Raw genomic sequence first — 24053 nt, forward strand, 5'->3', positions numbered from 1 at the left:
CCCCTGTGAAGATACCCACAGGCACGGAGGCAAACGATCCGCTCGCCGGCGAACGAAGCCTCACCCGCGCGTCAGTCTCGTCATCAATATCTCGCGCCGCACCGCGAATCCGAGCGTCTCGTACAAGGCGATTGCGTCGCGATTGCTGGCGTAGGCGTGCAGGAAGGCTGTCTCCCCGCGATCGAGGATTCGTGCCGCGACCAGCCGCATGAGCGCCCCGGCATAACCGCGGCCGCGATGGTCGGGGTGGGTGCAGACGCCGCTCACCTCGGTGAAACCGCGCGGTTTCATCCGCTCGCCGGCCATGGCGACGAGTTGCCCCTCGATCCGGACACCGAAGAAGTCGCCAAGCTGATGGGTGCGATCGAAGAACGGGCCGGGCTGGGTAAGTGTCGCGAGCGCCAGCATCTCCGGCGCGTCGGCATCGCCCAGGGGGACGATCTCGAAGTCCGGTGGCGGCCCGGCGGTCAGCCCCGTCGCCACCATCTGGACGCCGATATCCTGCGACGCGACCGCCATCCCGGGCGCATCGGTTGGCGGTGAAACCTCCAGGAGCGCAACGTCGCCATGCTCGGCCACCAGCGCGGCAAGCCCGGCGAGGCTCGCGGCGGAGCGGTCGCCGATCGCCGCGAACACCCCGTAAGCCGGATCGTAACGCCGCGCGCCACCATGCGCGAGCGCGAAACCGGACTGACGTTCGCTGAGGGCGGACCAGGCGGGGCAATCGAGCGGATGCGGGGAGGTCATCGCCCGCCCATAGCCTCGTTCGCGACGCCGGGTCGAGACGATGCCGGAGCGGCAGCTCATCGCGCGATGCGCGCGGCGGGCGACTCAATTCCGGTCGGCGAGCGCGCCCGCCGCGATCAGCGCGAGGATCGCATGACGTGGCGGGCGCGGCTGGCCATGCGAGCGGAGATCAGGCTTCCGGCAGGAAATCCGGCACCGACAGGTAACGCTCGCCAGTGTCGTAATTGAAGCCGAGCACGCGCGATCCGGCGGGCAGCTCGGGCAGCTTCTGCGCGATCGCGGCGAGCGTCGCGCCGGACGAGATGCCGACCAGCAGCCCTTCCTCGCGCGCGGCGCGGCGCGCCATGTCCTTCGCCGCCTCGGCCTCCACCGCGATCACGCCGTCGAGCGCCTGGGTATGAAGGTTGGCGGGGATGAAGCCGGCGCCCAGCCCCTGGATCGGGTGCGGCCCCGGCTGCCCGCCGCCGATCACCGGCGAGGCGGTCGGCTCGACTGCGAAGACCTTCAGGTTCGGCCAGCTTTTCTTCAGCGTCTCGGCGACGCCGGTGATGTGGCCGCCGGTGCCGACGCCGGTGATGATGGCGTCGATCGGCGCGTCGGCGAAGTCGTTCAGGATCTCCCGCGCGGTGGTGCGGGCGTGGACCTCGACGTTGGCGGGATTGTCGAACTGCTGCGGCATCCATGCGCCCGGCGTCTCGCGCACCAGCTCCAGCGCGCGCTCGATCGCGCCCTTCATGCCCTTCTCGCGCGGGGTGAGATCGAAGGTCGCGCCATAAGCGAGCATCAGTCGGCGGCGCTCGATGCTCATGCTGTCGGGCATGACAAGGATCAGCTTGTAGCCCTTCACGGCCGCGACCATCGCGAGGCCGATGCCGGTGTTGCCGCTGGTCGGCTCGATGATCGTGCCGCCGGGCTTGAGCAGCCCGTCGCGCTCCGCCGCCTCGATCATCGCGAGCGCGATGCGGTCCTTGATCGAACCGCCGGGGTTCGATCGCTCGGACTTGATCCACACCTCGGCGCCCGGAAACAGCCGCTGGACGCGGATGTGCGGGGTGTTGCCGATCGTTTCCAGGACCGTGTTCGCCTTCATGGCTGCGTTACTCCGTGTTGCCGGGGCGTGGTGGTATCGAACCCCGGAGCTTCAGGTGGGTCAAACGTCTTGGCCAGCTTCAGTTCCGGATAGAGCCGGGACCATAACAGAGTGATGACGATCGCGGCGACCCCGCCGAACGTCACCGCGCCAACCGGGCCGAGCAGCGAGGCCATCAGCCCGCTCTCGGCCTCGCCCAGCTCGTTCGAGGCGGAGATGGTGAGCTGGCTCACCGCGTTGACGCGGCCGCGCATCGCGTCCGGCGTGTGGAGCTGGATCAGCGACGAGCGGACATAGACCGAAACCATGTCCGCCCCGCCGGCGAGGATCAGCGCGGCGAGGCTGAGCAGGAAGTTGCGCGACACGCCGAAGGTCAGGATCGCCAGCGCGAACACGATCACCGCCAGCAGCATCTTGCGCCCGACGTCGTGGCGCATCGGGCGGAAGGAGAACCACAGGGCGGTGGTCGCCGCGCCGATCCCCATGCCGGCGGCGAGCACGCCCAGCCCGGTCGCGCCGACATGCAGGATGTCGCGCGCATAGATCGGCAGCAGCGCGGTCGCCCCGGCGAGCAGCACGACGAACAGGTCCAGCGTGATCGTCGCCTGCACCAGCCGGTTGCGCTTCACATAGGCGAAGCCGTCGAGGATGCGCGCCATCGGGTGCCGGTCCCTTTCGACAGGCGGCTGCTGCACCTTGCCGATCAGGAAGATGCCGGCCAGCGCGATCAGGTACAGCCCGGAGACGCAGGCATAAGCGATATCCGGATGGATCGCGTAGAGCAGGCCGCCCAGGCTCGGCCCGGCGATCGTCCCCACCTGCCACGCGATCGAGGAGATGGCGATCGCGGTCGGCAGGCTCTCGCGCGGGACTAGATTGGGGGCGAGCGCGGAATAGGCCGGGCCGGAAAAGGCCCGCGCCACGCCCAGCAGCACCGCCGCGCCGAACAACGCCGGCAGCGTCAGCGCGCCGGCCCATGTCAGCGCGCCGAGCATCGCCGAGACGAGCACCAGCAGCAGGGTGGTTAGCCGCACGATCCAGCGCCGGTCGACCGTGTCGGCGGCCAGCCCGACGAGCGGGGTGAGCAGGAATAGCGGCAGGAACTGGGCAAGGCCCATCATCCCCAGCAGGAACGCCGCCTGCCTGATGTCCATCGTCTGCCGCGCGATGCCATAGACCTGCCAGCCGATGATGATCGCCTGCGCGCTGGTGCCGACGGTTCCCGCCAGCCGCGAGCACCAGAAGGCGCGGAAATCGGGAATGCGCAAGGGGTGGATCGAGCGGTCCATCGCTTGTCGATTAGGGGGCGTCATCCCGGATCGCAACGTCGCTTGTCGATGAGTGGGGAATAGCGCGGCTTGTCGCCACGGGCGGATTGCGCCTGCGGCGGATGGCGGACTATAGGCGAAGGTCTCCCCAAGGTAACGAGGTCTTCCCAGACGTGGCAAAAGCCCCCGCACGGAGCACACGATCCCGCAGCACACCGCCGGCAACGCCCAATCGTGAGCGCCCGGACGAACCGACGCCGTACAAGGCGACGAAGGACGAGCTGCTGAAATTCTATCACGACATGCTGCTCATCCGCCGCTTCGAGGAGAAGGCGGGGCAGCTCTACGGCCTCGGCCTGATCGGCGGCTTCTGCCATCTCTATATCGGCCAGGAGGCGGTCGCGGTCGGCCTGCAATCGGCGCTGACCGAGAAGGACAGCGTCATCACCGGCTATCGCGACCACGGCCACATGCTGCTCTGCGGCATCCCGCCCAAGGACGTAATGGCGGAGCTTACCGGGCGCGCCGCCGGCATCTCCAAGGGCAAGGGCGGCTCGATGCACATGTTCAGCGTCGAGCATAAGTTCTACGGCGGGCACGGCATCGTCGGGGCGCAGGTGTCGCTCGGCGCCGGCCTTGGCTTCGCGCACAAATATTCTGGCGACGGCGGCGTGTGCCTCGCCTATTTCGGCGACGGCGCGGCCAATCAGGGGCAGGTGTACGAAGCGTTCAACATGGCCGAGCTGTGGAAGCTGCCGGTCATCTTCGTGATCGAGAACAACCAGTACGCGATGGGCACCTCGGTCAATCGCGCCTCGTCGGAAGACCAGCTCTATCGCCGCGGCGAGAGCTTCCGCATCCCCGGCATCCAGGTCGATGGCATGGACGTGCTGGCGGCGCGCGGCGCGGCGGAGGAAGCGCTGGCGTGGGTGCGCGCGGGCAAGGGGCCGATCATTCTGGAGATGAAGACCTATCGCTATCGCGGCCATTCCATGTCCGATCCGGCGAAATACCGCAGCCGCGAGGAAGTGCAGTCGGTGCGCGACAAGTCCGACCCGATCGAACATGCCAAGAAGCTGCTCGAGGCGGAGGGCGTGAAGGAGGAGGAGCTGAAGGCGGTCGAGGCGGAAATCCGCCGGCAGGTGAACGAGGCGGCCGACTTCGCGGAGAACACGCCTGAGCCGGAACCGCAGGAGCTTTATACCGACGTGCTGGTGGAGAAATATTGAGATGGCGATCGACATCAAGATGCCGGCGCTGTCGCCCACGATGGAAGAAGGCACGCTCGCCAAATGGCTCGTCAAGGAAGGCGATGCCGTGAAGTCCGGCGACATCCTCGCCGAAATCGAGACCGACAAGGCGACGATGGAGTTCGAGGCGGTCGATGAGGGCACCGTCGCGAAGATCCTCGTGCCCGAGGGCACCGACGGGGTGAAGGTCGGCGAGGTCATCATGCAGATCGCCGGCGAAGGCGAGGATGCGTCGTCCTCGCCGAAGCCGGAACCGGTCACCAAGGCGGAAAATCCCGAGGTGCGGGAGCAGGCCGCCGAGAGCGAGGCGCCCGTCCCGCACAAGGTGGAAACCGGCGCGCGCCAGATGTTCGAGGCGGCCAGGCATGACGCGGAGGTCCGCGATCCAGAAGTGCCGGCCGGCACCGAGATGGTGAAGCAGACCGTCCGCGAGGCGCTGCGCGACGCCATGGCGGAGGAGATGCGCGCCGACGACCGCGTGTTCGTGATGGGCGAGGAGGTCGCGCAATATCAGGGCGCGTACAAGGTCACGCAGGGCCTGCTGGACGAGTTCGGTGACCGCCGCGTGATCGACACGCCGATCACCGAATATGGCTTCGCCGGCGTCGGCACGGGCGCGGCGATGGGCGGGCTGAAGCCGGTCGTCGAGTTCATGACGTTCAACTTCGCGATGCAGGCGATCGACCATATCGTCAATTCGGCGGCCAAGACCAATTACATGTCCGGCGGCCAGATGCGCTGCCCGATCGTGTTCCGCGGCCCCAATGGCGCGGCGAGCCGCGTCGCGGCGCAGCACAGCCAGAATTACGGCCCGTGGTACGCCGCCGTTCCCGGCCTGATCGTCATTGCGCCCTATGACGCGGCGGACGCGAAGGGGCTGCTCAAGGCGGCGATCCGCTCGCAGGATCCGGTGGTGTTCCTGGAGAACGAGCTGCTCTACGGCCGCAGCTTCGAGGTGCCGAAGCTCGACGACTGGGTGCTGCCGATCGGCAAGGCGCGCATCATGCGCGAGGGCAAGGACGTGACGATCGTCAGCTATTCGATCGGCGTCGGCCTCGCGCTCGAAGCCGCCGACCGGCTGGCCGAGGAGGGGATCGACGCGGAGGTGATCGACCTGCGCACCTTGCGCCCGCTCGACAAGCAGGCGGTGCTCAAGTCGCTCGCCAAGACCAACCGGCTGGTGGTGGCGGAGGAGGGATGGGCGACCTGCTCGATCGCCAGCGAGATCGTCGCGATCTGCATGGAGGAAGGCTTCGACGACCTCGACGCCCCGGTCGTGCGCGTCACCAACGAGGATGTGCCGATGCCCTATGCGGCGAATCTGGAGAAGCTGGCGCTGATCTCCGCCGACAAGATCATCGCGGCGGTGAAGAAAGTGACGTATCGCGCCTGACGCCTAAGCAGCCGGAGCGGGCGCGCCTTGCCGTGTCCGCTCCGGCCAGCGTGGCGCTCAGGTGGTGTATTTGTCGCAGGTCGATCGCGTCACCGTCGGCGCTGGATTGTAGATTTGCGTGTAATCCCGCTTGTCACTGCGCACCGTGAACGACGCGACATAATGCAGGCGCGGATTACCCACGAAATAGTGGCTGACAAGCGGCTGATAACGATAGTTCAGCTCGACGAACATCACACCCGAGCCGGCGGGGGCGTTCACGCGCGCGGCCGAATCGCCCATGCCGGTCGACGCGCTGGTGCCCTTGTTCCCGCTGGTCGCGTCCGTTCCCGCCGTGATGCTGGTGGTTCCGTATGACGAATCATAACCAGCGCCGGCTTTCAGGCCGACGCAACGCTGCCAGTGGATTCGCTGGGTGGGCGTGGTGTCATAGCTCTGCTGGACATTCTCCAGGCTGGAGATGATGATCCTGCCGTTGGTGGTCAGTTTGATCCCGGCGCCCTGCAGGCGCGCGGCCTGGAGGATGTCATTCATGTCCCATTCGCGCAACTGCTGGACCGACAGGTTATTGGTCGCCCCGACGCGCGAGGCATTGTCCGCGAGGTTGAGTGCGATCTGATTGACCTTGAGATGGGTCAGGGCCAGGTTCGTCGCTTCGATCGCATACATGCCCATGCCGAGCAGCATCGGCAGCGAGAGCGCGAACTCCAGCAACGCGAGGCCGCTGGTGTCACGCGCCAGCCGGCGGAACGGGATGCGTGGACGGCGCGGGGGCAGGGCTGTCAGGTGCATATTGTTGCCTGCGTCTTCTGGATCTGGGTGGCATAGGGCTGATTCTTGAGGAACGTCATCGCGCTGATCGTCAGCCTAGGGGGCCAGCCGATCATTCGCGCGATGGGGAACAGGCGCGGGTAGGTGGCGGTCATCGTGTACATCGTCACGTCGCTGGCGCCGCCCTGGTTGTTCGCGCCGGGGTCCGAATCCCACACTCCGTTGCCGTTGATATCGGTGAAGCACTCGCCGGCATCGCGCACGCCGTTGTGGTTCGTATCGACGAACGGCTCCGGCGCGGCGGCGCCGAAATAGGCATAGCTTTTGCGGGTCGAGCTGAAGGTGGCGGCGGGGGCGATCTTCCGCACCATCGCCTGCACCTTCGCGTCGAGCGCGTCGGTGTTCTGGGTAGTACCATTGCCCTCGATCGTCGCGTCGCGGGCCGCCTTCTGCACCGCGCCGGTGAGCGCGGACTGGACATAGCCCTCATAGAGCAGATCGGCGAGGCCCATGAGCAGCAGCAGCATGACCGGCGCGACGATGGCGAACTCGACGATCGTCGCGCCGCGCCGGTCGCGGCGAAGGCGGTGGAGCAGCGCGATCATTGCGAGAGCCTCAGCATGGCGACCTGCCGCGCGATCGTCTGGAACGCGGTGGTCAGCGACGCGGCGTCGCTCGCGTAATAGGCCTGTCCCGGCGAAGCGCAGGAAGTGAGGCTGCTGTCCAGCGTCGAGGCGAGGCTGACGACGAACACCGTGATGTTGCGGTTCTTCGCCGCCTGGCACACTGCCTGGAAGCGGGCGTTGTGCACGGTGTCGCCATCCAGCGTGCCGCCGGTGGTGCGCTTGTCATAGCTCTCCCAGCCCCACATCCCGTAGATGCTGGAATTGGTCGCCATATGACCGTCCGTCATGAACACGATGTAACGGTTGGGGGCGCCGCGGTTCGGCCAGGCCGCGGTGTCATCCTTGAACAGCCCGGTCGGCGAGATCATGCGCAGGCCCCAGATCATCCCCGTATCGTGATAGGTGCCGCCCCACGGCACAAAATCCGGTGCGTTGACGTAACTGGAGACTTGCGCGCGCGTCATCGTGGCAAGCCGCTGAACGGGCTTGCCGCAGACCATGTATCCGCTCTTGAGGTAAGTCAGGTTCGGATCGGCATAGGCATAATAGCCGGTGCTGGTGCTGCCGCTGGCGGCAGTGTCGCCAAGCGGGGGGCCGTTTCCCGTCTGTGTGCTGACACTTTTTCGGGCGTAGATCACGTCCGGCCACATCGGCCGCCAGCGAGTGCTGTCGTTGGTCGGCGCGAGATCGGGATCGATATCGGGCGTCGGATTGTTGGCATCGAACGTCGATACCGCATTCGTATCGCGCTCCTCAAGGCATCCCTGCCACTTGACCTTCGCGCCGGTGATCTTCGTCGGATCAGTGATCGTCGCGCCGGTGATGAGCTGGCTTACGTCGAGCGATTTATAGCCGTAGGCCCAACTCGGCTTCTTGGGCTGCGACGTGATCGTGCACGTGGTGGTGGTCGTGGGGGTGCCGTGCTTGGGAGTGGTTGTGGTGGAGGTCCAGTTCGTCGTGACGACGGTGGCCGAGCCATCGGTATTGTAGCCTGTGGCGGGGGTGCGACCGGCCCTGGCGTTGCAATCGGCCTCGGTGATCGAATTCTGCGTCGTGGTGGTCGCGCTGCCGTTGTTGACGTCGCCCGCCGGCGTGCGTGTATCGTAAGTCCAGTTCGACACCATGTAGCTCGGCGACAGCGCCGTGACCGCGTACCCGGCGTTGACGGTCGAGGTATAGGGGACGAAGCCGTACCGAATATGACTCGACGAATCCATCGTCGACGCCACCGTGTCATAGAACGACAGGACCGCGCTGCGCAGCGCGGAAATGCGCGAATTGCTCTTTTCCTGCACGTAATAGCCGGTCGTTCCGTCCGGCCGCGTATAGGAGACGGTGGACTGGCCGCAGGAATCCGGGTCGCTCGGCCCGCACGCCATCGAGCCGGTGGTGTCGAGTACGAACATCACGTCGGTGTCCGCCGTGTCGTAGCGCGCGGTGCAATTCACCGTCAGCATCGAAGGCCTGACGCCGAACATCCCCATCAGCGCCATCGGCACGGTCGCCTGCGCGGTCCCGGCGAGTTGGTTGTCCGCCGTCTGCGTGGCGGCGAACGAGACCGAGCGGGTGCTCATCCAGCCGGAGATGAAATTGTTGTTGAAGAAGGATACGGCCTGCGCCTTGGCCCCGCTGTCATAGGAATTGGTGGGCGAAGTGATCATCGCCTTGCGCCCTGCCAGCACCGCCGCGTCGCAAGCCTGTTGCAGACGGACCTTGACGACATAGAGTCGCGCGGTATCGACCGCGGAGCCGGCAAGCCCCGCCATCGGCACCAGCATCGCGGCCATCAAGGCAAGCGTGTTGCCGCGCCGATCGCGCCGCAGGCGATTGAGAAATGTTCCTCGATCTGGCTTTTCAGTGCGCATTCGTCCGACCTTACGCAGTCCCTGAGGGTCGCCTATGGGCCGGGCGCGGCTAATGACGGCTCAAATGAAATGGTAAACTGGGCGGAAATCTTTGGCGTTAACCCTTCGGCCGATCGGCCGGACCGCGCGCTCGCGCTGGGCTATGCGCGGACGGGGCAGGAAGCGCTCCACGCGCTGTTCGCGCTCGACGTGACGCTGGCGCGGATCACGCTGGGCACGCGCGATCCATTGGTCGCGCAGATGCGGCTCACCTGGTGGCACGATGCGTTGCAGGTGCCCGAGCCGCCGGCGCATCCGATCCTGCGCGCGCTGCGCGACGTGGACGGTGCGCGGGCGGCGGCGATGACTGACGGCTGGCAACAATTGCTCGACACGCCGGACGATGCCGCGCTGATGGCCTTCGCGAGCGGGCGGGGGGAATTGTTCGCGCTCGCCGCCGCCGCGATCGGCGCGACGGATGCGGTGGAGGCGGCCGGGCGCGGCTGGGCGCTGGCGGACCTTTCCGAGATCACCGCCGATCGGGAGCTGGCGCGGCGCGCGCGCGTCGCCGCCACTCCGCTGCTGGAGCAGGCGGCGCGGCAGCGATGGAGCGGCGGGGGCCGCGCGCTCGGCGGGCTGATCCATCTCGCGCGGCTCGATCTGGCGGTGGGCGTGGCGGAAGCGGGCGCGCGTCGGGTTGCGCGGCTGGCGTGGCATCGGCTCAGCGGGCGCTGAGCGGCGGGACATTGCGTATCGCGCGCGAGCTTCTACGATCCGTGCGACGGGAGGACGGGGCGATATGTGGCGATATGCGGTGGGCGGTCTTGCCGCGCTGTTGATGGTGGCGGCGGGCTGGGTGCTGTTCCACGGCAATGCCGCGCGCGAGCCGGCGCTGCCCGCGTTGCCGCAGGCGCTCCAGTCGGCCGTGGCGGAAGATGCGCCGGTCGCCGCGCCCGAGGCGAGCGAGCGCACGCGCGAGCAGAAGCGCTTCGACCGTTACGACAAGGATCGCGACGGCAAGATCACGCGCGAGGAATATCTCACGCCCCGGCACAAGGCGTTCGCCAAACTCGACACCAATGGCGACGGCAAGCTCTCGTTCGACGAATGGGCGGTGAAGACGACGACGCGCTTCGCCGACGCCGACCGCGACCGATCGGGAACGCTCGACCGCGCCGAATTCGCCACCACCGCGCCCAAGCGCCGGCCGAAGCCGAAATGCGTCTGCGCGCCCGCGCCGGCGCCCGTCGAGGATTAGGATCCGGCCTAGGCCGCTAGGCCAGCCACTCCGCCAGCGCCGTGCGCGCGCGATCGGTGTAGAGGCGCTTGCGATCGGCCTTCTTCGTGCGGCCCTCGATTGGCGGGAACAGGCCGAAGTTGACGTTCATCGGCTGATAGGTCTCCGCCACCGCCGCGCCGGTGATGTGGTGGAGCAGCGCGCCGAGCGCGGTTTCCACCGGCGGCGGGGACAGGGCGCCTCCCGCCAGCTCCGCCGCCGCGAAGCGCCCGGCGAGCAGCCCGATGCTGGCGCTCTCGATATAGCCCTCGCATCCCGTCACCTGCCCGGCGAAGCGGATGTTCGGGCGCGATCTCAGCCGCAACTCTGCGTCGAGCAGTTCCGGCGAGCGCAGGAAGGTGTTGCGGTGCAGCCCGCCGAGCCGGGCGAACTCGGCCTTCTCCAGCCCCGGGATGGTGCGGAACAGACGCACCTGCTCGGCATGTTTCAGCTTGGTCTGGAAGCCGACGATGTTCCACAAGGTGCCGCCGGCATTGTCCTGCCGAAGCTGCACCACCGCGTGCGGCCAGCGCCCGGTGCGCGGATCGTCAAGGCCGACCGGCTTCATCGGGCCGAAGCGCAACGTCTCCGGCCCGCGCTCCGCCATCACCTCGATCGGCATGCAGCCCTCGAAATAAGGCACGTTCTCCCAGCCGCGATATTCGGTCTTCTCGGCGGCGAGCAGCGCGGCGACGAACGCCTCATATTGCGCCTTGTCGAGCGGGCAGTTGATGTAGTCCTTGCCGTCGCCCTTGTTCCAGCGGCTCTGGAACCATGCCACATCCATGTCGATCGTGTCGCGATGGACGATCGGGGCGATGGCGTCGAAGAAGGCGAGCGCATCCTTGCCCGTCTCCGCCCCGATCGCCCCGGCGAGCGAGGGCGCGGTGAGCGGGCCGGTGGCGATGATCGCCGGCCCATCCGGCAGCGTGTCGACGCGCTCGCGGACGATGGTGATGTTGGGGTGCGCCGTCAGCGCGGCGGTGACGCCGGCGGAGAAGCCGTCGCGATCGACCGCCAGCGCTGAACCGGCAGGCACGCGATGCGCATCGCCCTCGCGCATGATGAGCGAGCCGAGCGCGCGCATCTCCTGATGCAGCAGGCCGACCGCGTTGCTCTCGGCATCGTCGGAGCGGAAGCTGTTCGAGCATACCAGCTCGGCCAAGGTGTCGCCCTGATGCGCCGGCGTCATGTCGCCGCCGCCGCGCATCTCGGAGATACGGACGCTGAAGCCCGCCTCGGCGAGTTGCCACGCGGCCTCCGATCCGGCGAGGCCGCCGCCGATGATATGGATATCGTGAGTCATTGCGCGTGGCGTTAGCGCCGCGCGGCGTTAGGGTCCAAACTTAACCGGAACAACGCCGTGATCGCCCGGAGAAGTCCGCTGGCAAGGAGCGTGGCGCAGTCGCGTAGCATTCGCTACGCACAAGCAAGCGACGTGGACCAGCGGGCTTCTCCGGGCGACCGCTGCGCGGCGGGCGGAATTTGGCGTCATGCCGCGTCGCGCGTCGGTCACGATGCAATTGCATCGCTCTCTCCTTGCTCCTTACCTGACGCCAAATTCCGCTCCGTCACGGCGTTGTTCCGGTTAAGTTTGGACCCTAAGACAAGCCGCATGGGGAGAGGATTCGTCGCGGCGCTGGTCGCCGGGGTCAGCTATATACTGCCCGTGCTCATGGGCTGGAGCGGGCCGGCCGTCATCGTCTGGAAAGGGGCGGGAGTCGCCCTGCTCGCTTTATGGGCGGCGCGCCGGGCGACGGGCACGGACGGGCGGCTGATCGCGGCGGTGATGGCGCTGGGCGCGGCGGGGGACGTGCTGCTGGAAGTGGCGGGGCTGGAGACCGGCGCGCTCGCCTTCCTCGCGGGGCATCTCGTCGCCGTGGCGCTCTATCGCCGCAACAGCGCGGGCTGGACAGGGATCGCCGGCGGCGCGGTCGCGGTCGCGCTCGCGGCGTGGCTGATCCTGCCCGATCCCGGCGTCGCGGCCTATGCGCTGGGGCTGGGCGCGATGGCGGGCGGGGCGAGCGGATCGCGTTTCCCGCGTCATGTGGTCGCGCTGGGGGCGTGGCTGTTCGTGGTGTCGGACCTGCTGATCTTCGCGCGTCAAGGGCTGCTCGCGCACGGCATCCTGCCGCGCCTGCTCGTCTGGCCGACCTATTTCGGCGGACAGGCATTGATAGCATGGGGCGTCGTCACGACCTTGGCGCGAGAGCATCGTACCGGAGAAGTCGCATGACTCGCACCATGACCTTCGACGTGATCTCCGACGTGGTATGCCCGTGGTGCGTGATCGGCCTGCTCGGGCTGGAGCGCGCGCTCGGTGCGACCGGCGACGTGGTGACGCCGGTGATCCGCCTCCAGCCGTTCGAGCTGAACCCGCATATGCCGCCGGGCGGACAGGACATCGCAGAGCATCTGCGCGAGAAATACGGCGCGCAGGCCGGTGGGGGAGGTGAGGTGCGCGAGCGCATCCGCTCGCTCGCCGCCGCGCTGGGCTTCGAGATGGCGCAGCGGCCTGGCGCGCGGATCTACAACACCTTCGATGCGCACCGCCTGATCGACTGGGCGCAGCGCGAGGGGCGGGGGCTGCCGCTCGCCCATGCGCTGTTCCGCGCCTATTTCACCGACGGGCGCGATCCCGGCGATCCGGCGGTGCTGATCGAGGCGGCGCGCTCGGCCGGGCTGGACGAGGCGGCCGCGCGCGGCGTGATCGAAAGCGGCGCTTATGCCGCCGAGGTGCGCACCTCGGAGGAGGAATGGCGGCGGGGCGGCATCACCTCCGTGCCGACGATCATCGTCGACGGGCGTTATGTCATCCAGGGCGCGCAGGAGCCTGCCGCCTATGAACGGGCGATCCGGCGCATCGCGGCGGAAAACGCCGAGACTGTCGGTTGAGGAGAAGCGGGATGCTGGGAATCGAGGTCGCCGAAGACGGGCTGGTCGAGCTGGTGGTGGACGGCGCGATCAGCCGCGAGGATTTCGACAAGGTGGTGTCGACGCTGGAAGGCGAGTTCGCGAAGCATGGCAAGGTCAATGTCGTGGAGGTCGTCCGCAAGTTCGGCGCCATCGCGCCGCAGCTCTGGTGGCGGGACATGACATGGAGCTTCAGCCATCTCGGCCGCTTCGGCCGCTGCGCGATGGTGACGGATTCGGGCTGGATCGGCCCGGTCGCGCGCGTGATGGCGGCGATGCTGCCGATCGAGCTGAAGACCTTCGGCGCGAACGAGATGGACGCGGCGCGGGCATGGGCGCGCGGCGCGGACTGACGCGCCGGCCGGTTGCGGCGGCGCGGCGCTGCCCCTAGGGCGACGCAATGGATCAGGAAGACCCGCTCGGCCCGCTCGACCCCGATTTCGCCGCCGCCTTCGTGCGCGACGACAGGCGGCCGCCGTGCCAGCTCTACCTGATCTCGCCGCCCGACGTGTCGGGCGGGTTCGGGGACCGGCTCGCCCGCGCGCTCGATGCCGGGCCGGTCGCCGCGTTCCAGTTCCGGGTGAAGGGCGTGGACCAGCACGAGGCGGCGAAGCTGGCCGAGCCGCTCCAGCGCATCTGCGCGGATCGCGAGGTGGCCTTCATCGTCAATGATTCGATCAGCCTTGCGAAGCGGCTCGGCGCGGACGGCGTGCATCTCGGGCAGGAGGATGGCGACCCGCGCGAGGCGCGCGCCGCGCTCGGCCCCTCGGCGCAGATCGGCGTGACCTGTCACGACAGCCGCCACCTCGCGATGGAGGCCGGCGAGGCGGGGGCGGACTATGTCGCGTTCGGCGCCTTCTATCCGACTTCCACCAAGGAGGTGCGGCATCGCGCCGAGCCGGTGATCCTGTCGTGGTGGTCGGCGCTGTTCGAGCTGCCGTGCGTCGCGATCGGCGGGATCACGCCGGACAATGCCGCGCCGCTCGTCGCGGCGGGGGCGGATTTCCTCGCGGTGAGCAATGCCGTGTGGGGCGGGGACGAGGTGGCGATGGTGCGCGCCTTCGCGGCGCTGCTGGCGGGCTGATCCCTCGCCATCTTGCCGGATCGCGCGCGTGCCGCTAGACGCGCGCCACCGGAGCCGGCTGCGGCTCTGATCGCTCTTTCCAGCAGGTCGAGAACCATGAAGATCAGCGGCGTGGACATCCGTCCCGGCAATATCATCGAATATGAAGGCGGCATATGGCGCGCCGTGAAGATTCAGCACACCCAGCCCGGCAAGGGCGGCGCGTACATGCAGGTCGAGCTGAAGAACCTGCGCGACGGACGCAAGAACAACGTCCGCTTCCGCTCCGCCGAGACGGTCGAGCGCGTGCGGCTGGACACCAAGGACTTCCAGTTCCTGTTCGCCGATGGCGACGGGCTCGTCTTCATGGACAAGGACACCTACGATCAGGTGACGCTGCCGCGCGACCTGCTCGGCGATGCCGCCGCCTTCCTCCAGGACGGCATGGACGTGGTGATGGAACTGTACGACGAGGAGCCGATCAGCGTTCAGTTGCCCGATACGATCGAGGCGACGATCGTCGAGGCCGACGCGGTGGTGAAGGGGCAGACCGCCTCGTCCAGCTACAAGCCGGCGATCCTCGATAACGGCGTGCGCATCATGGTGCCGCCGCACATCGCCAGCGGCACGCGGATCGTGGTCGACGTATATGAGCAGACCTACGTCCGCCGCGCCGACTAACCTGATTGAAACCCCTCCCTCTCTGAAGGGAGGGGGGAGTTATTGAAATGCCATCCCATTCCGGCCTGTTCACCGTCATCGAGCGCGCCGCGCGCAAGGCCGCGCCGCGCCTGCGCCGCGACTTCAACGAGGTCCAGCAGCTTCAGGTGAGCCGCAAGGGGCCGGCCGATTTCGTCTCCATGGCGGACAAGCGCGCCGAGCAGACGCTCTACGAGGAGCTTTCCAAGGCGCGGCCCGACTGGGGCTTCGTGATGGAGGAGCGCGGCGAGATCGCCGGCGATCCGGCCAAGCCGCGCTTCATCATCGATCCGCTCGACGGCACGTCGAACTTCCTCCACGGCATTCCGCATTTCGCGATCTCGATCGCGGTGGAGGAGCCGCTCGCCAACGGCAAGCGCGAGGTGACGACGGCGCTGGTCTATCAGCCGCTGACCGACGAGAGCTTCTGGGCCGAGAAGGGCCGGGGCGCATGGCTCCAGACCGAGCGGCTGCGCGTCTCCGCGCGGCGCGATCCGTCCGAGGCGCTGGTCGCGACCGGCATCCCGTTCCTCGGCCACGGCGATTTCGTGCAATGGACGCGCATCTTCGGCGCGATCGCGCCGCAGGTGGCGGGCATCCGCCGGCTCGGTTCGGCCGCGCTCGACCTCGCATGGGTCGCGGCGGGTCGGTTCGATGCCTATTGGGAAAGCCAGCTCAACATCTGGGACGTCGCCGCCGGCATGTTGCTGGTGAAGGAAGCGGGCGGCTTCGTCACCGATTTCCGGGGCGGCGACCGCGCGATCGAGCGCAACGAATATCTCGCCGCCAACGACGCGCTGCATTCCAGGCTGCACAAGCTGGTGGCCGGGGCGCTGCGGTGAACCAGCGCCCTTAGGGGGCGAAGAATCGGTCCGCTCCGTAACCATCCGCAGTGGGGGGAAGGCGAATGCCGCCCCCCTCGTTCCGCGCGCGCATCAGTCGTCGGAAATCGTTGAAAAACCGCCCTGTTGCGAATCATTCTCACGCCTCGGGCGCTTGCCCGTGCCGACCCATCGGCCTAAAGCGCCCCCATCCATTTTCGCATCTGCGAGAGACTAGTGGTCGACCTGTCGCAATATCTGCCGATCCTCATGTTCCTCGGCGTCGCGCTCGTGCTGTCCAGCGCGTTCGTGTTCCTGCCGATGATCGTGGCCCGCCTCACCGGCGCGCACAACCCGACGCCGGAAAAGCTGGCGGAATATGAGTGCGGCTTTCCCGCCTTCGAGGATTCGCGCGCGCAATTCGACGTGCGTTTCTACCTCGTCGCGATCCTGTTCATCATCTTCGATCTGGAGGCGGCGTTCCTCTATCCGTGGGCGGTCAGCGTGTTCACGCTCGGCTGGACGGCGTGGATCAGCATGATGATCTTCATCGGCGAACTCGCGCTGGGCCTCGCCTATGCGTGGAAGAAGGGAGCGCTGGATTGGGAATGAGCATGTCCCCGATATCCTCCGGCCCGGTCGAGCTGCGCCATGATCCAAGCGGACAGGCGGTGGTGCCGCCCGACCAGGGCTTTTTCGACAGCCTCAACGGCGAGCTGACCGACAAGGGTTTCCTCGTCACCTCGGCGGAGGAGCTGTTCCAGTGGGCGCGCACCGGCTCGCTGTGGTGGATGACCTTCGGCCTCGCGTGCTGCGCGGTGGAGATGATCCACGTCAACATGCCGCGCTACGATCTGGAGCGGTTCGGCGCCGCGCCGCGCGCCTCCCCGCGCCAGTCGGACGTGATGATCGTCGCCGGCACGCTCTGCAACAAGATGGCCCCGGCGCTCCGCAAGGTCTATGACCAGATGTCGGAGCCGAAGTACGTCATCTCGATGGGGTCGTGCGCCAACGGCGGCGGCTATTATCACTACAGCTACAGCGTCGTGCGCGGCTGCGACCGGATCGTGCCGGTCGATATCTACGTCCCCGGCTGCCCGCCGACCGCCGAAGCCCTGCTTTACGGCATCATGCAGCTCCAGCGTAAGATCCGTCGCAGCGGGAGCATCGAGCGATGAGGGCGCCGGCGCCGGCCTTCGCGGCCGACCTCAACGGCGCGACGATCGAGGCGGCGCGCGCCGCGCTCGGCGTGGCGCTGGTCGATACGCGCGACGCGGTGGGCGAGGTCTCGCTGTTCGTCTCGCGCGAGGGCCTCGTCGATGCGATGATCGCGCTGCGCGACACGCCCGGTCTCGAATATCAGCAGCTCATGGAGATCGCCGGGGTCGACTACCCGGATCGCGCGGAGCGGTTCGAGGTGGTCTATTGCCTGCTTTCGCTGACGCGCAACCACCGCATCCATGTGCATGTCGCGGCGAGCGAGGACACGCCCGTCCCGTCCGTCACCGATATCTGGCCGGTCGCCGGCTGGCTGGAGCGCGAGGTGTACGATATGTATGGCGTGCTGTTCGCCGGCAATCGGGACTTGCGCCGCATCCTGACCGACTATGGCTTTCGCGGCCATCCGCAGCGCAAGGACTTCCCGCTCTCCGGCTTCGTCGAGCTGCGCTATTCGGAAGAAGCGAAGCGCGTCGTCTATGAGCCGGTGCAGCTCGCGCAGGACTTCCGCACCTTCGACTTCATGAGCCCGTGGGAGGGCGCGGCCTACGTGCTTCCGGGCGACGAGAAGGCCGCGCTGCCCGAGGCGAAGGGCGCGCCGACGCCGCTCAAGGCCGATGAAATCCAGAAGGCCGATGCCGCGCAGACCGCCAAGGCCGCCGCGACGACGCCAAAGACCACCGACTCGCCCGCCCAGACCGGCGCCGGCAAGGCCGAGCCCGACGCTCAGCCGAAGCCTGCCGATCCCGATGTCGTGAAGGGCAAGGGAGAGGGCAAGTGACCGAAATCCTGACTGACGATCCGGCGCTGGAGAAGATGCTCCACGAAACGGATGCGGACAATCCGACCGTCGGCGATGTCGCGATCCAGAACTACACGATCAACTTCGGCCCGCAACACCCGGCGGCGCATGGCGTGCTGCGGCTGGTGATGGAACTGGACGGCGAGATCATCGAGCGCGTCGATCCGCATGTCGGGCTGCTCCATCGCGGCACCGAGAAGCTGATCGAATACAAGACCTATGCGCAGGCGCTGCCCTATTTCGACCGGCTCGATTATTGCTCGCCGCTCGGCATGGAGCACAGCTTCGTGCTCGCGATCGAGAAGCTGCTCGATCTGGAGGTGCCGGCGCGCGCGCAATACCTCCGCACCTTCTTCGCCGAGCTGACCCGCATCTCCAATCACATGCTGAACCTCGGCTCGCACGTCATGGACGTCGGCGCGATGACGCCGAACCTGTGGCTGTTCGAGATCCGCGAGGATTGCCTCAATTTCTTCGAGCGTGCGTCCGGCGCGCGGATGCACTCCAATTATTTCCGCCCCGGCGGCGTCCATCAGGACGTGCCGCTGAAGCTGCTGACCGACATCGCCGACTGGCTCGACACGCGCCTGCCGCGTCTGTTCGAGGATGCGATCAGCCTTGTCGCGGACAATCGCATCTTCAAGCAGCGCAACGTCGATATCGCATTGGTGAGCCGCGAGGACGCGATCCGCTGGGGCTTCTCCGGCCCGATGATCCGCGGCTCAGGCATTCCGTGGGATCTGCGCAAGTCGCAGCCTTATGATGCTTATGCCAGGATGGACTTCGAGATTCCGGTCGGCACGCGCGGCGATTGCTACGACCGTTTCATGGTCCGCGTCGAGGAAGTGCGCCAGTCCGCGCGCATCATGCGTCAGTGCCTGAACGAAATGCCGGACGGCCCGATCGCCTCGCTCGATCGCAAGGTGGTGCCGCCCAAGCGTGGCGAGATGAAGAGCTCGATGGAAGCGCTCATCCACCACTTCAAGCTCTACACCGAGGGCTATCACGTCCCCGCCGGCGAGGTCTACGTCGCGACCGAAAGCCCCAAGGGCGAGTTCGGCGTGTTCCTCGTCGCGGACGGCTCGAACAAGCCCTATCGCTGCAAGATCCGCCCGACCGCCTTCAGCCATCTCCAGGCGATGGACATGATGTGCAAGGGCCACATGCTCGCCGACACGACCGCCATTCTCGGCGCGATCGATGTCGTCTTTGGTGAATGTGATCGCTGATGGCTGACGCACCCGAAATCCCTGACGAGGCAGAGGTCCGCGCGCGCTGGGGCGCGTTCGACTGGACCGAGGAGAACCGGAAGAAGCGCGACGAGATTCTCGCGCGCTACCCGAAGGGCCGCGAGCAGTCCGGCTCGATCCCGTTGCTCGATCTCGCCCAGCGGCAGGTCGGCGCGGAGACGCAGACGCAGGGCTGGCTGCCGATTCCGGTGATCGAGTTCGTCGCGCGCGAGATCGGCGTGCCGTACATGCGCGTGTACGAGGTCGCGACCTTCTACACGATGTTCAACCTCGCGCCGGTCGGCCGCTATCATGTGCAGGTGTGCGGCACGACGCCGTGCATGCTGCGCGGCTCCGACGACGTGCTGGCGGCGTGCCGGAACAAGGGCCTCATCAAGGGCAAGACCACCCCGGACGGGCTGTTCACGCTGACCGAGGTGGAGTGCATGGGCAATTGCGCCTCGGCGCCGATGGTCCAGATCAACGACGATAATTACGAGGATCTCGATTACGATCGCACGATCGCGATCCTCGAGGCGCTGGAGCGTGGCGAGCATCCCAGGACCGGCACGCAGGAGCCGGGCCGCCACACCGTCGAGCCGCTCGGCGGGCCGACCACCTTGAAAGCAATGGTGCGCGAGAATTTCGATTACCGGCCCGAATGGGGGGATGCGGCATGAGCGCGATCACCTCGCTGGACGACAAGGATCGCATCTTTACCAATCTCTACGGCTACCAGTCGTGGCATCTCGATGCCGCGCGGGTGCGTGGCGACTGGGACAATACCAAGGCGCTACTGGAGCTTGGGCAGGACAAGATCATCGACGTGATGAAGGCGTCCGGTCTGCGCGGGCGCGGCGGGGCGGGCTTCCCGACCGGCATGAAATGGTCGTTTATGCCGAAGAATCCGACGCCGGAGCGGCCGAGCTTCCTCGTCATCAACGCCGACGAATCCGAGCCGGGTAGTTGCAAAGATCGCGAGATCATCCGCCACGATCCGCACAAGCTGATCGAGGGCGCGCTGGTCGCCGGCTTCGCGATGCGCGCGCGGGCGGCATATATCTACATCCGCGGCGAATATATCCGAGAGGCGGAGGTGCTGTTCGAGGCGGTCCGCGAGGCTTACGACGCCGGGCTGGTCGGCAGGAACGCCTGCGGCTCGGGCTATGACTTCGACGTATTCGTCCATCGCGGTGCGGGCGCTTACATCTGCGGCGAGGAAACCGCGATGCTGGAGAGCCTGGAGGGCAAGAAGGGCCAGCCGCGCCTCAAGCCGCCGTTCCCGGCCGGCGCGGGCCTCTACGGCTGCCCGACCACGGTGAACAACGTCGAATCGATCGCAGTCGCGCCGACGATCCTCAGGCGCGGGGCCGAGTGGTTCGCGAGCTTCGGCAACGAGAACAACAAGGGCACCAAGCTCTTCCAGATCAGCGGCCATGTGAACACGCCGTGCGTGGTCGAGGAAGCGATGTCGATCCCGTTCCGCGAGCTGATCGAGAAGCATTGCGGCGGCATCCGTGGCGGGTGGGACAATCTGCTCGCGGTGATCCCCGGCGGCTCTTCGGTGCCGCTGGTGCCGGCGGCGCAGATCATGGACTGCCCGATGGACTTCGATGGCCTCAAGGCGGTCGGCTCCGGCCTCGGCACGGCGGCGGTGATCGTGATGGACAAGTCCACCGACATCGTCCGCGCGATCAGCCGCATCTCCTATTTCTACAAGCACGAAAGCTGCGGCCAGTGCACCCCGTGCCGTGAGGGCACCGGCTGGATGTGGCGGGTGATGGAGCGCCTGCGCACCGGCGACGCCGATATCGGCGAGATCGATATGCTCCAGCAGGTGACGAAGCAGGTGGAAGGCCACACGATCTGCGCCCTCGGCGACGCCGCCGCGTGGCCGATCCAGGGTCTCATCCGCCACTTCCGCCCCGAACTGGAGCGCCGCATCAACGAGCGTAAGGGCGGCGATGCCGTCCCCATGCAGGAAGCTGCCGAATAATGCCCAAGGTAAAGGTCGACGGCGTAGAGATCGAGGTGCCTGCGGGCGCCACCGTGCTGCAGGCGTGCGAGCTTGCCGGCAAGGAAATCCCGCGCTTCTGCTATCACGAGCGGCTCTCGATCGCCGGCAATTGCCGCATGTGCCTTGTCGAGGTGAAGCCGGGGCCGCCCAAGCCGCAGGCGTCGTGCGCACTGCCGGCGGCGGACAATCAGGAGATCTTCACCAACACGCCGATGGTGAAGGCCGCGCGCGAAGGCGTGATGGAATTCCTCCTCATCAACCACCCGCTCGATTGCCCGATCTGCGATCAGGGCGGCGAATGCGATCTTCAGGACCAGTCGGTCGCCTATGGCCGCGGCGCCTCGCGCTTCCACGAGAACAAGCGCGCGGTGACCGAGAAATACATGGGGCCGATCGTCAAGACGGTGATGACGCGCTGCATCCAGTGCACGCGCTGCATCCGCTTCGCCGAGGAAGTGGCGGGGGTCGAGGAGATCGGCGCGATCTATCGCGGCGAGAACATGCAGATCACTTCCTATCTGGAGGAAGCGGTCACCAGCGAGCTTTCGGGCAATGTGGTCGATCTCTGCCCGGTCGGCGCGCTGACGTCCAAGCCTTATGCCTTCGAGGCGCGGCCGTGGGAGCTGAAGAAGACGCTGACCATCGACGTGATGGACGCGGTGGGCACCAACATCCGCCTCGACAGCCGTGGCCGGCAGGTGCTGCGCTGCGTGCCGCGCATCAACGAGGACGTGAACGAGGAGTGGGCGACCGACAAGACGCGCCACGCGGTCGACGGCCTCGTGCGTCGCCGGCTCGATCGCCCGTTCGTGCGGCGCGGCGGCAAGCTGGTCGAGGCGACGTGGGACGAGGCCTTCGCGGCGATCGCCGATGTGGCGAAGGGCGCGGGCGACAGCGTCGCGGTGGTCTCCGGCGATCAGGCCGATTGTGAGACGCTGTTCGCGGCCAAGGCGCTGGCGAAGTCGTTCGGCTCGTCGCTGCTCGAAGGGCGGCAGACGGGCATGGATTACGATACGTCCAGCCTCGCGGCGGTGAATTTCAATACCACGATCGCAGGCGCCGAGACGGCGGACGTGATCCTGCTGGTGGGCACCAACGTGCGCTGGGAAGCGGCGCTGGTGAACACCCGCATCCGCAAGGCGATCAAGAAGGGCGCGAAGGTCTTCGCGATCGGGCCTGAGGTCGATCTCACCTACAAGGTCGAGTGGCTGGGGGACGATCTGGCGGTGCTGGCCGACCTGCCGGCGGCGGTGACGGACACCTTCGCCAAGGCGGAGCGGCCGATGATGATCGTCGGCGGCGCGGCGATGAAGGGCGCGCAGGGCGCGACGCTGGCATTGGTCGACAAGCTCGGCCTCATCAAGCAGGGGTGGAACGGCTATAACGTCCTCCATTTCTCCGCGAGCCGGATGGGCGGGCTGATGCTCGGCTATGCGCGGAAGGCCGCGATTTCCGAGCTTTACGGCGCGAAGCTTACCTTCTTCCTCGGCGCGGACGAGTGCGATTTCGGCCGGTTCGGCGGCTTCAAGGTCTATATCGGCCACCACGGCGATGCCGGCGCGCATCATGCCGACGTCGTGTTGCCGGGCGCGAGCTATGCCGAGAAGTCGGGCACGTGGGTGAACCTCGAAGGCCGCGTCCAGCGCGGCGAACGCGCGGTGTTCCCGCCGGGCGACGCGCGCGAGGACTGGACGATCCTGCGCGCGCTCTCCGAGAAGCTCGGCAAGACGCTGCCGTTCGACACGCTGGAGGAATTGCGCGCCGCGATGGCGGTGGATTGCCCCGATCTCGCCAGCCTCGGCCTCGTCAAATTCCCGTGGAACCCGCCGGCGCTCGACGCGAAGGCGGAAGGGGTGCTGGCCGGCTATCCGATCAAGGATTTCTACCTGACCAACGCCATCTGCCGTGCGTCCCCGACGATGCAGCGCTGCTCGGCCGAGCTTGTCCATGGCGAGACCTTCGCGGAGGCGGCGGAGTGACCAGTTTCTTCCAGAACACCGTCGGCCTGCCCTATGGCTGGGCGTGGTTCGTCGCCACGCTGATCGGCATCCTCGTCATTGCATTGCCGCTGATGCTGGCGGTGGCGATGATTATCTATGCCGATCGCAAGATCTGGGCGGCGATGGCGCTCAGGCGCGGGCCGAACGTGGTCGGCCCGTTCGGCCTGCTCCAGTCGTTCGCTGACGGCCTCAAGGTCTTCCTCCAGGAGACGATCGTCCCGGCGGCGGCCAATCGCGGGCTGTTCATCCTCGCGCCGATCATCACCTTCACCGTGGCGCTGATCGTGTGGGCGGTGGTGCCGTTCCAGCTCGGCGTGGTGCTGGCGGACATCAACGTCGGGCTGCTCTACGTGCTCGCCGCCTCGTCGCTCGGGGTGTACGGCATCATCCTCGCGGGCTGGTCGTCGAACTCGAAATATCCCTTCTTCTCCGCGATCCGATCGGCGGCGCAGATGGTGAGCTATGAGGTCGCGATCGGCTTCATCCTGATCTCGATCGTGCTGTGGGCGGGGACGTTCAACCTCACCGGCATCGTCGAGGCGCAGCGGGGCGTGCTGGGGACGCCGGTCAACGGCTTCTTCCTCAATCCCTTGCTGTTCCCGATGGCGGTGATGTTCTTCATCTCCTCGATGGCCGAGACGCAGCGCACGCCGTTCGACCTGACCGAGGCGGAGAGCGAGCTGGTCGCCGGCTACCAGACCGAATATTCGTCGATGAGCTTCGCGCTCTACTGGCTCGGCGAATATGCCAACGTCATCCTGATGTGCACGCTGAACGCGGTGCTGTTCTGGGGCGGTTATTTGCCGCCGCTGGACTGGGCGCCGCTCTATCTCGTGCCGGGGATCATCTGGCTGTTCGCCAAGATTCTGTTCTTCTTCTTCGTGTTCAGCTGGGTGAAGGCGACCGTCCCGCGCTATCGCTACGACCAGCTGATGCGGCTGGGCTGGAAGGTGTTCCTTCCCGTCTCGCTGTTCTGGGTGTTCCTCGTTTCCGGCGTCCTGATGTGGGCGCGGGTAGGGTTCTGAC

25 protein-coding genes are annotated in these 24053 nt (G+C 67.0%); 18 read left to right on the plus strand and 7 right to left on the minus strand.

All coding sequences use genetic code 11. The features are described from left to right. Positions 1–60 precede the first annotated feature (60 nt). The 3 genes from F9288_RS14330 to F9288_RS14340 all read right to left on the minus strand — a co-directional run bounded on the left by F9288_RS14330 (position 61) and on the right by F9288_RS14340 (position 3126). Complete coding sequence (locus F9288_RS14330; protein ID WP_174837408.1) at positions 61–747, minus strand: GNAT family N-acetyltransferase; 687 nt, start codon at positions 745–747, stop codon at positions 61–63. A 169-nt stretch (positions 748–916) separates the two neighbouring features. After that, on the minus strand, positions 917–1837 hold the full coding sequence (cysK, locus tag F9288_RS14335; RefSeq protein WP_174837409.1) for a cysteine synthase A: 921 nt from the start codon (positions 1835–1837) through the stop codon (positions 917–919). Continuing rightward, positions 1834–3126, minus strand: a complete 1293-nt coding sequence (locus F9288_RS14340) for an MFS transporter (RefSeq protein WP_174837410.1) — start codon at positions 3124–3126, stop codon at positions 1834–1836. The genes cysK and F9288_RS14340 overlap by 4 nt, the downstream gene beginning before the upstream one ends. A gap of 152 nt (positions 3127–3278) precedes the next feature. Between F9288_RS14340 and pdhA the strand changes: the two genes are divergently transcribed. Continuing rightward, positions 3279–4334, plus strand: a complete 1056-nt coding sequence (gene pdhA / locus F9288_RS14345; RefSeq protein ID WP_174837411.1) for a pyruvate dehydrogenase (acetyl-transferring) E1 component subunit alpha — start codon at positions 3279–3281, stop codon at positions 4332–4334. 1 nt (position 4335) lies between these two features. Continuing rightward, complete coding sequence (locus tag F9288_RS14350) at positions 4336–5748, plus strand: pyruvate dehydrogenase complex E1 component subunit beta (protein WP_174837412.1); 1413 nt, start codon at positions 4336–4338, stop codon at positions 5746–5748. Positions 5749–5805: 57 nt separating this feature from the next. On the opposite strand, the gene F9288_RS14355 is transcribed toward F9288_RS14350, so the two are convergent. From F9288_RS14355 to F9288_RS14365, 3 genes are read right to left on the minus strand one after another with little or no spacing between them, the layout of a single operon-like run. Further along, positions 5806–6540 carry a TadE/TadG family type IV pilus assembly protein gene (locus tag F9288_RS14355; protein ID WP_174837413.1) on the minus strand — a complete coding sequence of 245 codons (735 nt, stop codon included), beginning with the start codon at positions 6538–6540 and terminating at the stop codon, positions 5806–5808. Next, a complete protein-coding gene (locus tag F9288_RS14360) occupies positions 6531–7124 on the minus strand; it encodes a TadE/TadG family type IV pilus assembly protein (RefSeq protein WP_174837414.1) in 594 nt (197 codons plus the stop codon). Before F9288_RS14360 ends, F9288_RS14355 begins: the two co-directional genes overlap by 10 nt. Further along, positions 7121–9010, minus strand: coding sequence for a TadE/TadG family type IV pilus assembly protein (locus F9288_RS14365; RefSeq protein ID WP_174837415.1), 1890 nt, complete (start codon positions 9008–9010; stop codon positions 7121–7123). The genes F9288_RS14360 and F9288_RS14365 overlap by 4 nt, the downstream gene beginning before the upstream one ends. A gap of 69 nt (positions 9011–9079) precedes the next feature. On the opposite strand from F9288_RS14365, the gene F9288_RS14370 reads away from it, so the two are divergent. Both F9288_RS14370 and F9288_RS14375 read left to right on the plus strand, forming a co-directional pair. Further along, a complete protein-coding gene (locus tag F9288_RS14370) occupies positions 9080–9724 on the plus strand; it encodes a squalene/phytoene synthase family protein (protein ID WP_174837416.1) in 645 nt (214 codons plus the stop codon). A gap of 64 nt (positions 9725–9788) precedes the next feature. Further along, positions 9789–10247, plus strand: coding sequence for an EF-hand domain-containing protein (locus tag F9288_RS14375; protein ID WP_174837417.1), 459 nt, complete (start codon positions 9789–9791; stop codon positions 10245–10247). Between the two features lie 16 nt (positions 10248–10263). Here the strand turns inward: F9288_RS14375 and trmFO are convergent, their stop codons facing one another. Continuing rightward, positions 10264–11571 carry a methylenetetrahydrofolate--tRNA-(uracil(54)-C(5))-methyltransferase (FADH(2)-oxidizing) TrmFO gene (trmFO, locus tag F9288_RS14380; protein ID WP_174837418.1) on the minus strand — a complete coding sequence of 436 codons (1308 nt, stop codon included), beginning with the start codon at positions 11569–11571 and terminating at the stop codon, positions 10264–10266. 309 nt (positions 11572–11880) lie between these two features. On the opposite strand from trmFO, the gene F9288_RS14385 reads away from it, so the two are divergent. From F9288_RS14385 to nuoH, 14 genes are all read left to right on the plus strand, one after another. Continuing rightward, entirely contained in the window at positions 11881–12501 is a 621-nt protein-coding gene (locus tag F9288_RS14385) for a lysoplasmalogenase family protein (RefSeq protein ID WP_174837419.1), read from the plus strand. Next, positions 12498–13160 (plus strand): DsbA family oxidoreductase, encoded by a 663-nt coding sequence (locus F9288_RS14390; RefSeq protein ID WP_174837420.1) that lies wholly within the window; start codon positions 12498–12500, stop codon positions 13158–13160. The genes F9288_RS14385 and F9288_RS14390 overlap by 4 nt, the downstream gene beginning before the upstream one ends. Positions 13161–13171: 11 nt before the next feature. Continuing rightward, the gene (locus tag F9288_RS14395) at positions 13172–13531 is read left to right on the plus strand and encodes an STAS/SEC14 domain-containing protein (protein ID WP_174837421.1); all 360 of its coding nucleotides are present in this window, start codon (positions 13172–13174) and stop codon (positions 13529–13531) included. Between the two features lie 47 nt (positions 13532–13578). Further along, on the plus strand, positions 13579–14262 hold the full coding sequence (gene thiE / locus F9288_RS14400) for a thiamine phosphate synthase (RefSeq protein WP_174837422.1): 684 nt from the start codon (positions 13579–13581) through the stop codon (positions 14260–14262). A gap of 96 nt (positions 14263–14358) precedes the next feature. After that, positions 14359–14922: an elongation factor P gene (gene efp, locus F9288_RS14405; RefSeq protein WP_174837423.1), complete on the plus strand. Its 564-nt coding sequence runs from the start codon at positions 14359–14361 to the stop codon at positions 14920–14922. Positions 14923–14969: 47 nt separating this feature from the next. Then, complete coding sequence (locus F9288_RS14410) at positions 14970–15782, plus strand: inositol monophosphatase family protein (RefSeq protein ID WP_174837424.1); 813 nt, start codon at positions 14970–14972, stop codon at positions 15780–15782. A gap of 216 nt (positions 15783–15998) precedes the next feature. Further along, positions 15999–16373, plus strand: coding sequence for an NADH-quinone oxidoreductase subunit A (gene ndhC / locus F9288_RS14415; protein WP_174837425.1), 375 nt, complete (start codon positions 15999–16001; stop codon positions 16371–16373). Positions 16374–16375: 2 nt separating this feature from the next. Continuing rightward, the gene (locus F9288_RS14420) at positions 16376–16939 is read left to right on the plus strand and encodes an NADH-quinone oxidoreductase subunit B family protein (RefSeq protein ID WP_174839101.1); all 564 of its coding nucleotides are present in this window, start codon (positions 16376–16378) and stop codon (positions 16937–16939) included. Continuing rightward, on the plus strand, positions 16936–17760 hold the full coding sequence (locus tag F9288_RS14425) for an NADH-quinone oxidoreductase subunit C (protein WP_174837426.1): 825 nt from the start codon (positions 16936–16938) through the stop codon (positions 17758–17760). The genes F9288_RS14420 and F9288_RS14425 overlap by 4 nt, the downstream gene beginning before the upstream one ends. A 35-nt stretch (positions 17761–17795) precedes the next feature. Continuing rightward, positions 17796–19010 carry an NADH-quinone oxidoreductase subunit D gene (locus tag F9288_RS14430; RefSeq protein WP_174839102.1) on the plus strand — a complete coding sequence of 405 codons (1215 nt, stop codon included), beginning with the start codon at positions 17796–17798 and terminating at the stop codon, positions 19008–19010. Further along, the gene (locus tag F9288_RS14435) at positions 19010–19690 is read left to right on the plus strand and encodes an NAD(P)H-dependent oxidoreductase subunit E (protein WP_174837427.1); all 681 of its coding nucleotides are present in this window, start codon (positions 19010–19012) and stop codon (positions 19688–19690) included. The genes F9288_RS14430 and F9288_RS14435 overlap by 1 nt, the downstream gene beginning before the upstream one ends. Next, positions 19687–21006 carry an NADH-quinone oxidoreductase subunit NuoF gene (gene nuoF / locus F9288_RS14440; RefSeq protein WP_174837428.1) on the plus strand — a complete coding sequence of 440 codons (1320 nt, stop codon included), beginning with the start codon at positions 19687–19689 and terminating at the stop codon, positions 21004–21006. The genes F9288_RS14435 and nuoF overlap by 4 nt, the downstream gene beginning before the upstream one ends. Beyond that, on the plus strand, positions 21006–23006 hold the full coding sequence (gene nuoG, locus F9288_RS14445) for an NADH-quinone oxidoreductase subunit NuoG (RefSeq protein ID WP_174837429.1): 2001 nt from the start codon (positions 21006–21008) through the stop codon (positions 23004–23006). The genes nuoF and nuoG overlap by 1 nt, the downstream gene beginning before the upstream one ends. Then, the gene (gene nuoH, locus F9288_RS14450; protein WP_174837430.1) at positions 23003–24052 is read left to right on the plus strand and encodes an NADH-quinone oxidoreductase subunit NuoH; all 1050 of its coding nucleotides are present in this window, start codon (positions 23003–23005) and stop codon (positions 24050–24052) included. The genes nuoG and nuoH overlap by 4 nt, the downstream gene beginning before the upstream one ends. Position 24053 lies beyond the last annotated feature (1 nt).

The organism is Sphingomonas sp. CL5.1, from assembly GCF_013344685.1.
Lineage (GTDB): Bacteria > Pseudomonadota > Alphaproteobacteria > Sphingomonadales > Sphingomonadaceae > Sphingomonas.

Bases quoted from the DNA above. Each gene is read 5' to 3' on its own strand.
- F9288_RS14330 (WP_174837408.1), bottom strand. From the start codon at position 747: ATGACCTCCCCGCATCCGCTCGATTGCCCCGCCTGGTCCGCCCTCAGC.
- cysK (WP_174837409.1), bottom strand. From the start codon at position 1,837: ATGAAGGCGAACACGGTCCTGGAAACGATCGGCAACACCCCGCACATC.
- F9288_RS14340 (WP_174837410.1), bottom strand. From the start codon at position 3,126: ATGGACCGCTCGATCCACCCCTTGCGCATTCCCGATTTCCGCGCCTTC.
- F9288_RS14350 (WP_174837412.1), top strand. From the start codon at position 4,336: ATGGCGATCGACATCAAGATGCCGGCGCTGTCGCCCACGATGGAAGAA.
- F9288_RS14355 (WP_174837413.1), bottom strand. From the start codon at position 6,540: ATGCACCTGACAGCCCTGCCCCCGCGCCGTCCACGCATCCCGTTCCGC.
- F9288_RS14360 (WP_174837414.1), bottom strand. From the start codon at position 7,124: ATGATCGCGCTGCTCCACCGCCTTCGCCGCGACCGGCGCGGCGCGACG.
- F9288_RS14365 (WP_174837415.1), bottom strand. From the start codon at position 9,010: ATGCGCACTGAAAAGCCAGATCGAGGAACATTTCTCAATCGCCTGCGG.
- F9288_RS14370 (WP_174837416.1), top strand. From the start codon at position 9,080: ATGGTAAACTGGGCGGAAATCTTTGGCGTTAACCCTTCGGCCGATCGG.
- F9288_RS14375 (WP_174837417.1), top strand. From the start codon at position 9,789: ATGTGGCGATATGCGGTGGGCGGTCTTGCCGCGCTGTTGATGGTGGCG.
- trmFO (WP_174837418.1), bottom strand. From the start codon at position 11,571: ATGACTCACGATATCCATATCATCGGCGGCGGCCTCGCCGGATCGGAG.
- F9288_RS14385 (WP_174837419.1), top strand. From the start codon at position 11,881: ATGGGGAGAGGATTCGTCGCGGCGCTGGTCGCCGGGGTCAGCTATATA.
- F9288_RS14390 (WP_174837420.1), top strand. From the start codon at position 12,498: ATGACTCGCACCATGACCTTCGACGTGATCTCCGACGTGGTATGCCCG.
- F9288_RS14395 (WP_174837421.1), top strand. From the start codon at position 13,172: ATGCTGGGAATCGAGGTCGCCGAAGACGGGCTGGTCGAGCTGGTGGTG.
- thiE (WP_174837422.1), top strand. From the start codon at position 13,579: ATGGATCAGGAAGACCCGCTCGGCCCGCTCGACCCCGATTTCGCCGCC.
- efp (WP_174837423.1), top strand. From the start codon at position 14,359: ATGAAGATCAGCGGCGTGGACATCCGTCCCGGCAATATCATCGAATAT.
- F9288_RS14410 (WP_174837424.1), top strand. From the start codon at position 14,970: ATGCCATCCCATTCCGGCCTGTTCACCGTCATCGAGCGCGCCGCGCGC.
- F9288_RS14420 (WP_174839101.1), top strand. From the start codon at position 16,376: ATGTCCCCGATATCCTCCGGCCCGGTCGAGCTGCGCCATGATCCAAGC.
- F9288_RS14425 (WP_174837426.1), top strand. From the start codon at position 16,936: ATGAGGGCGCCGGCGCCGGCCTTCGCGGCCGACCTCAACGGCGCGACG.
- F9288_RS14430 (WP_174839102.1), top strand. From the start codon at position 17,796: ATGCTCCACGAAACGGATGCGGACAATCCGACCGTCGGCGATGTCGCG.
- F9288_RS14435 (WP_174837427.1), top strand. From the start codon at position 19,010: ATGGCTGACGCACCCGAAATCCCTGACGAGGCAGAGGTCCGCGCGCGC.
- nuoF (WP_174837428.1), top strand. From the start codon at position 19,687: ATGAGCGCGATCACCTCGCTGGACGACAAGGATCGCATCTTTACCAAT.
- nuoG (WP_174837429.1), top strand. From the start codon at position 21,006: ATGCCCAAGGTAAAGGTCGACGGCGTAGAGATCGAGGTGCCTGCGGGC.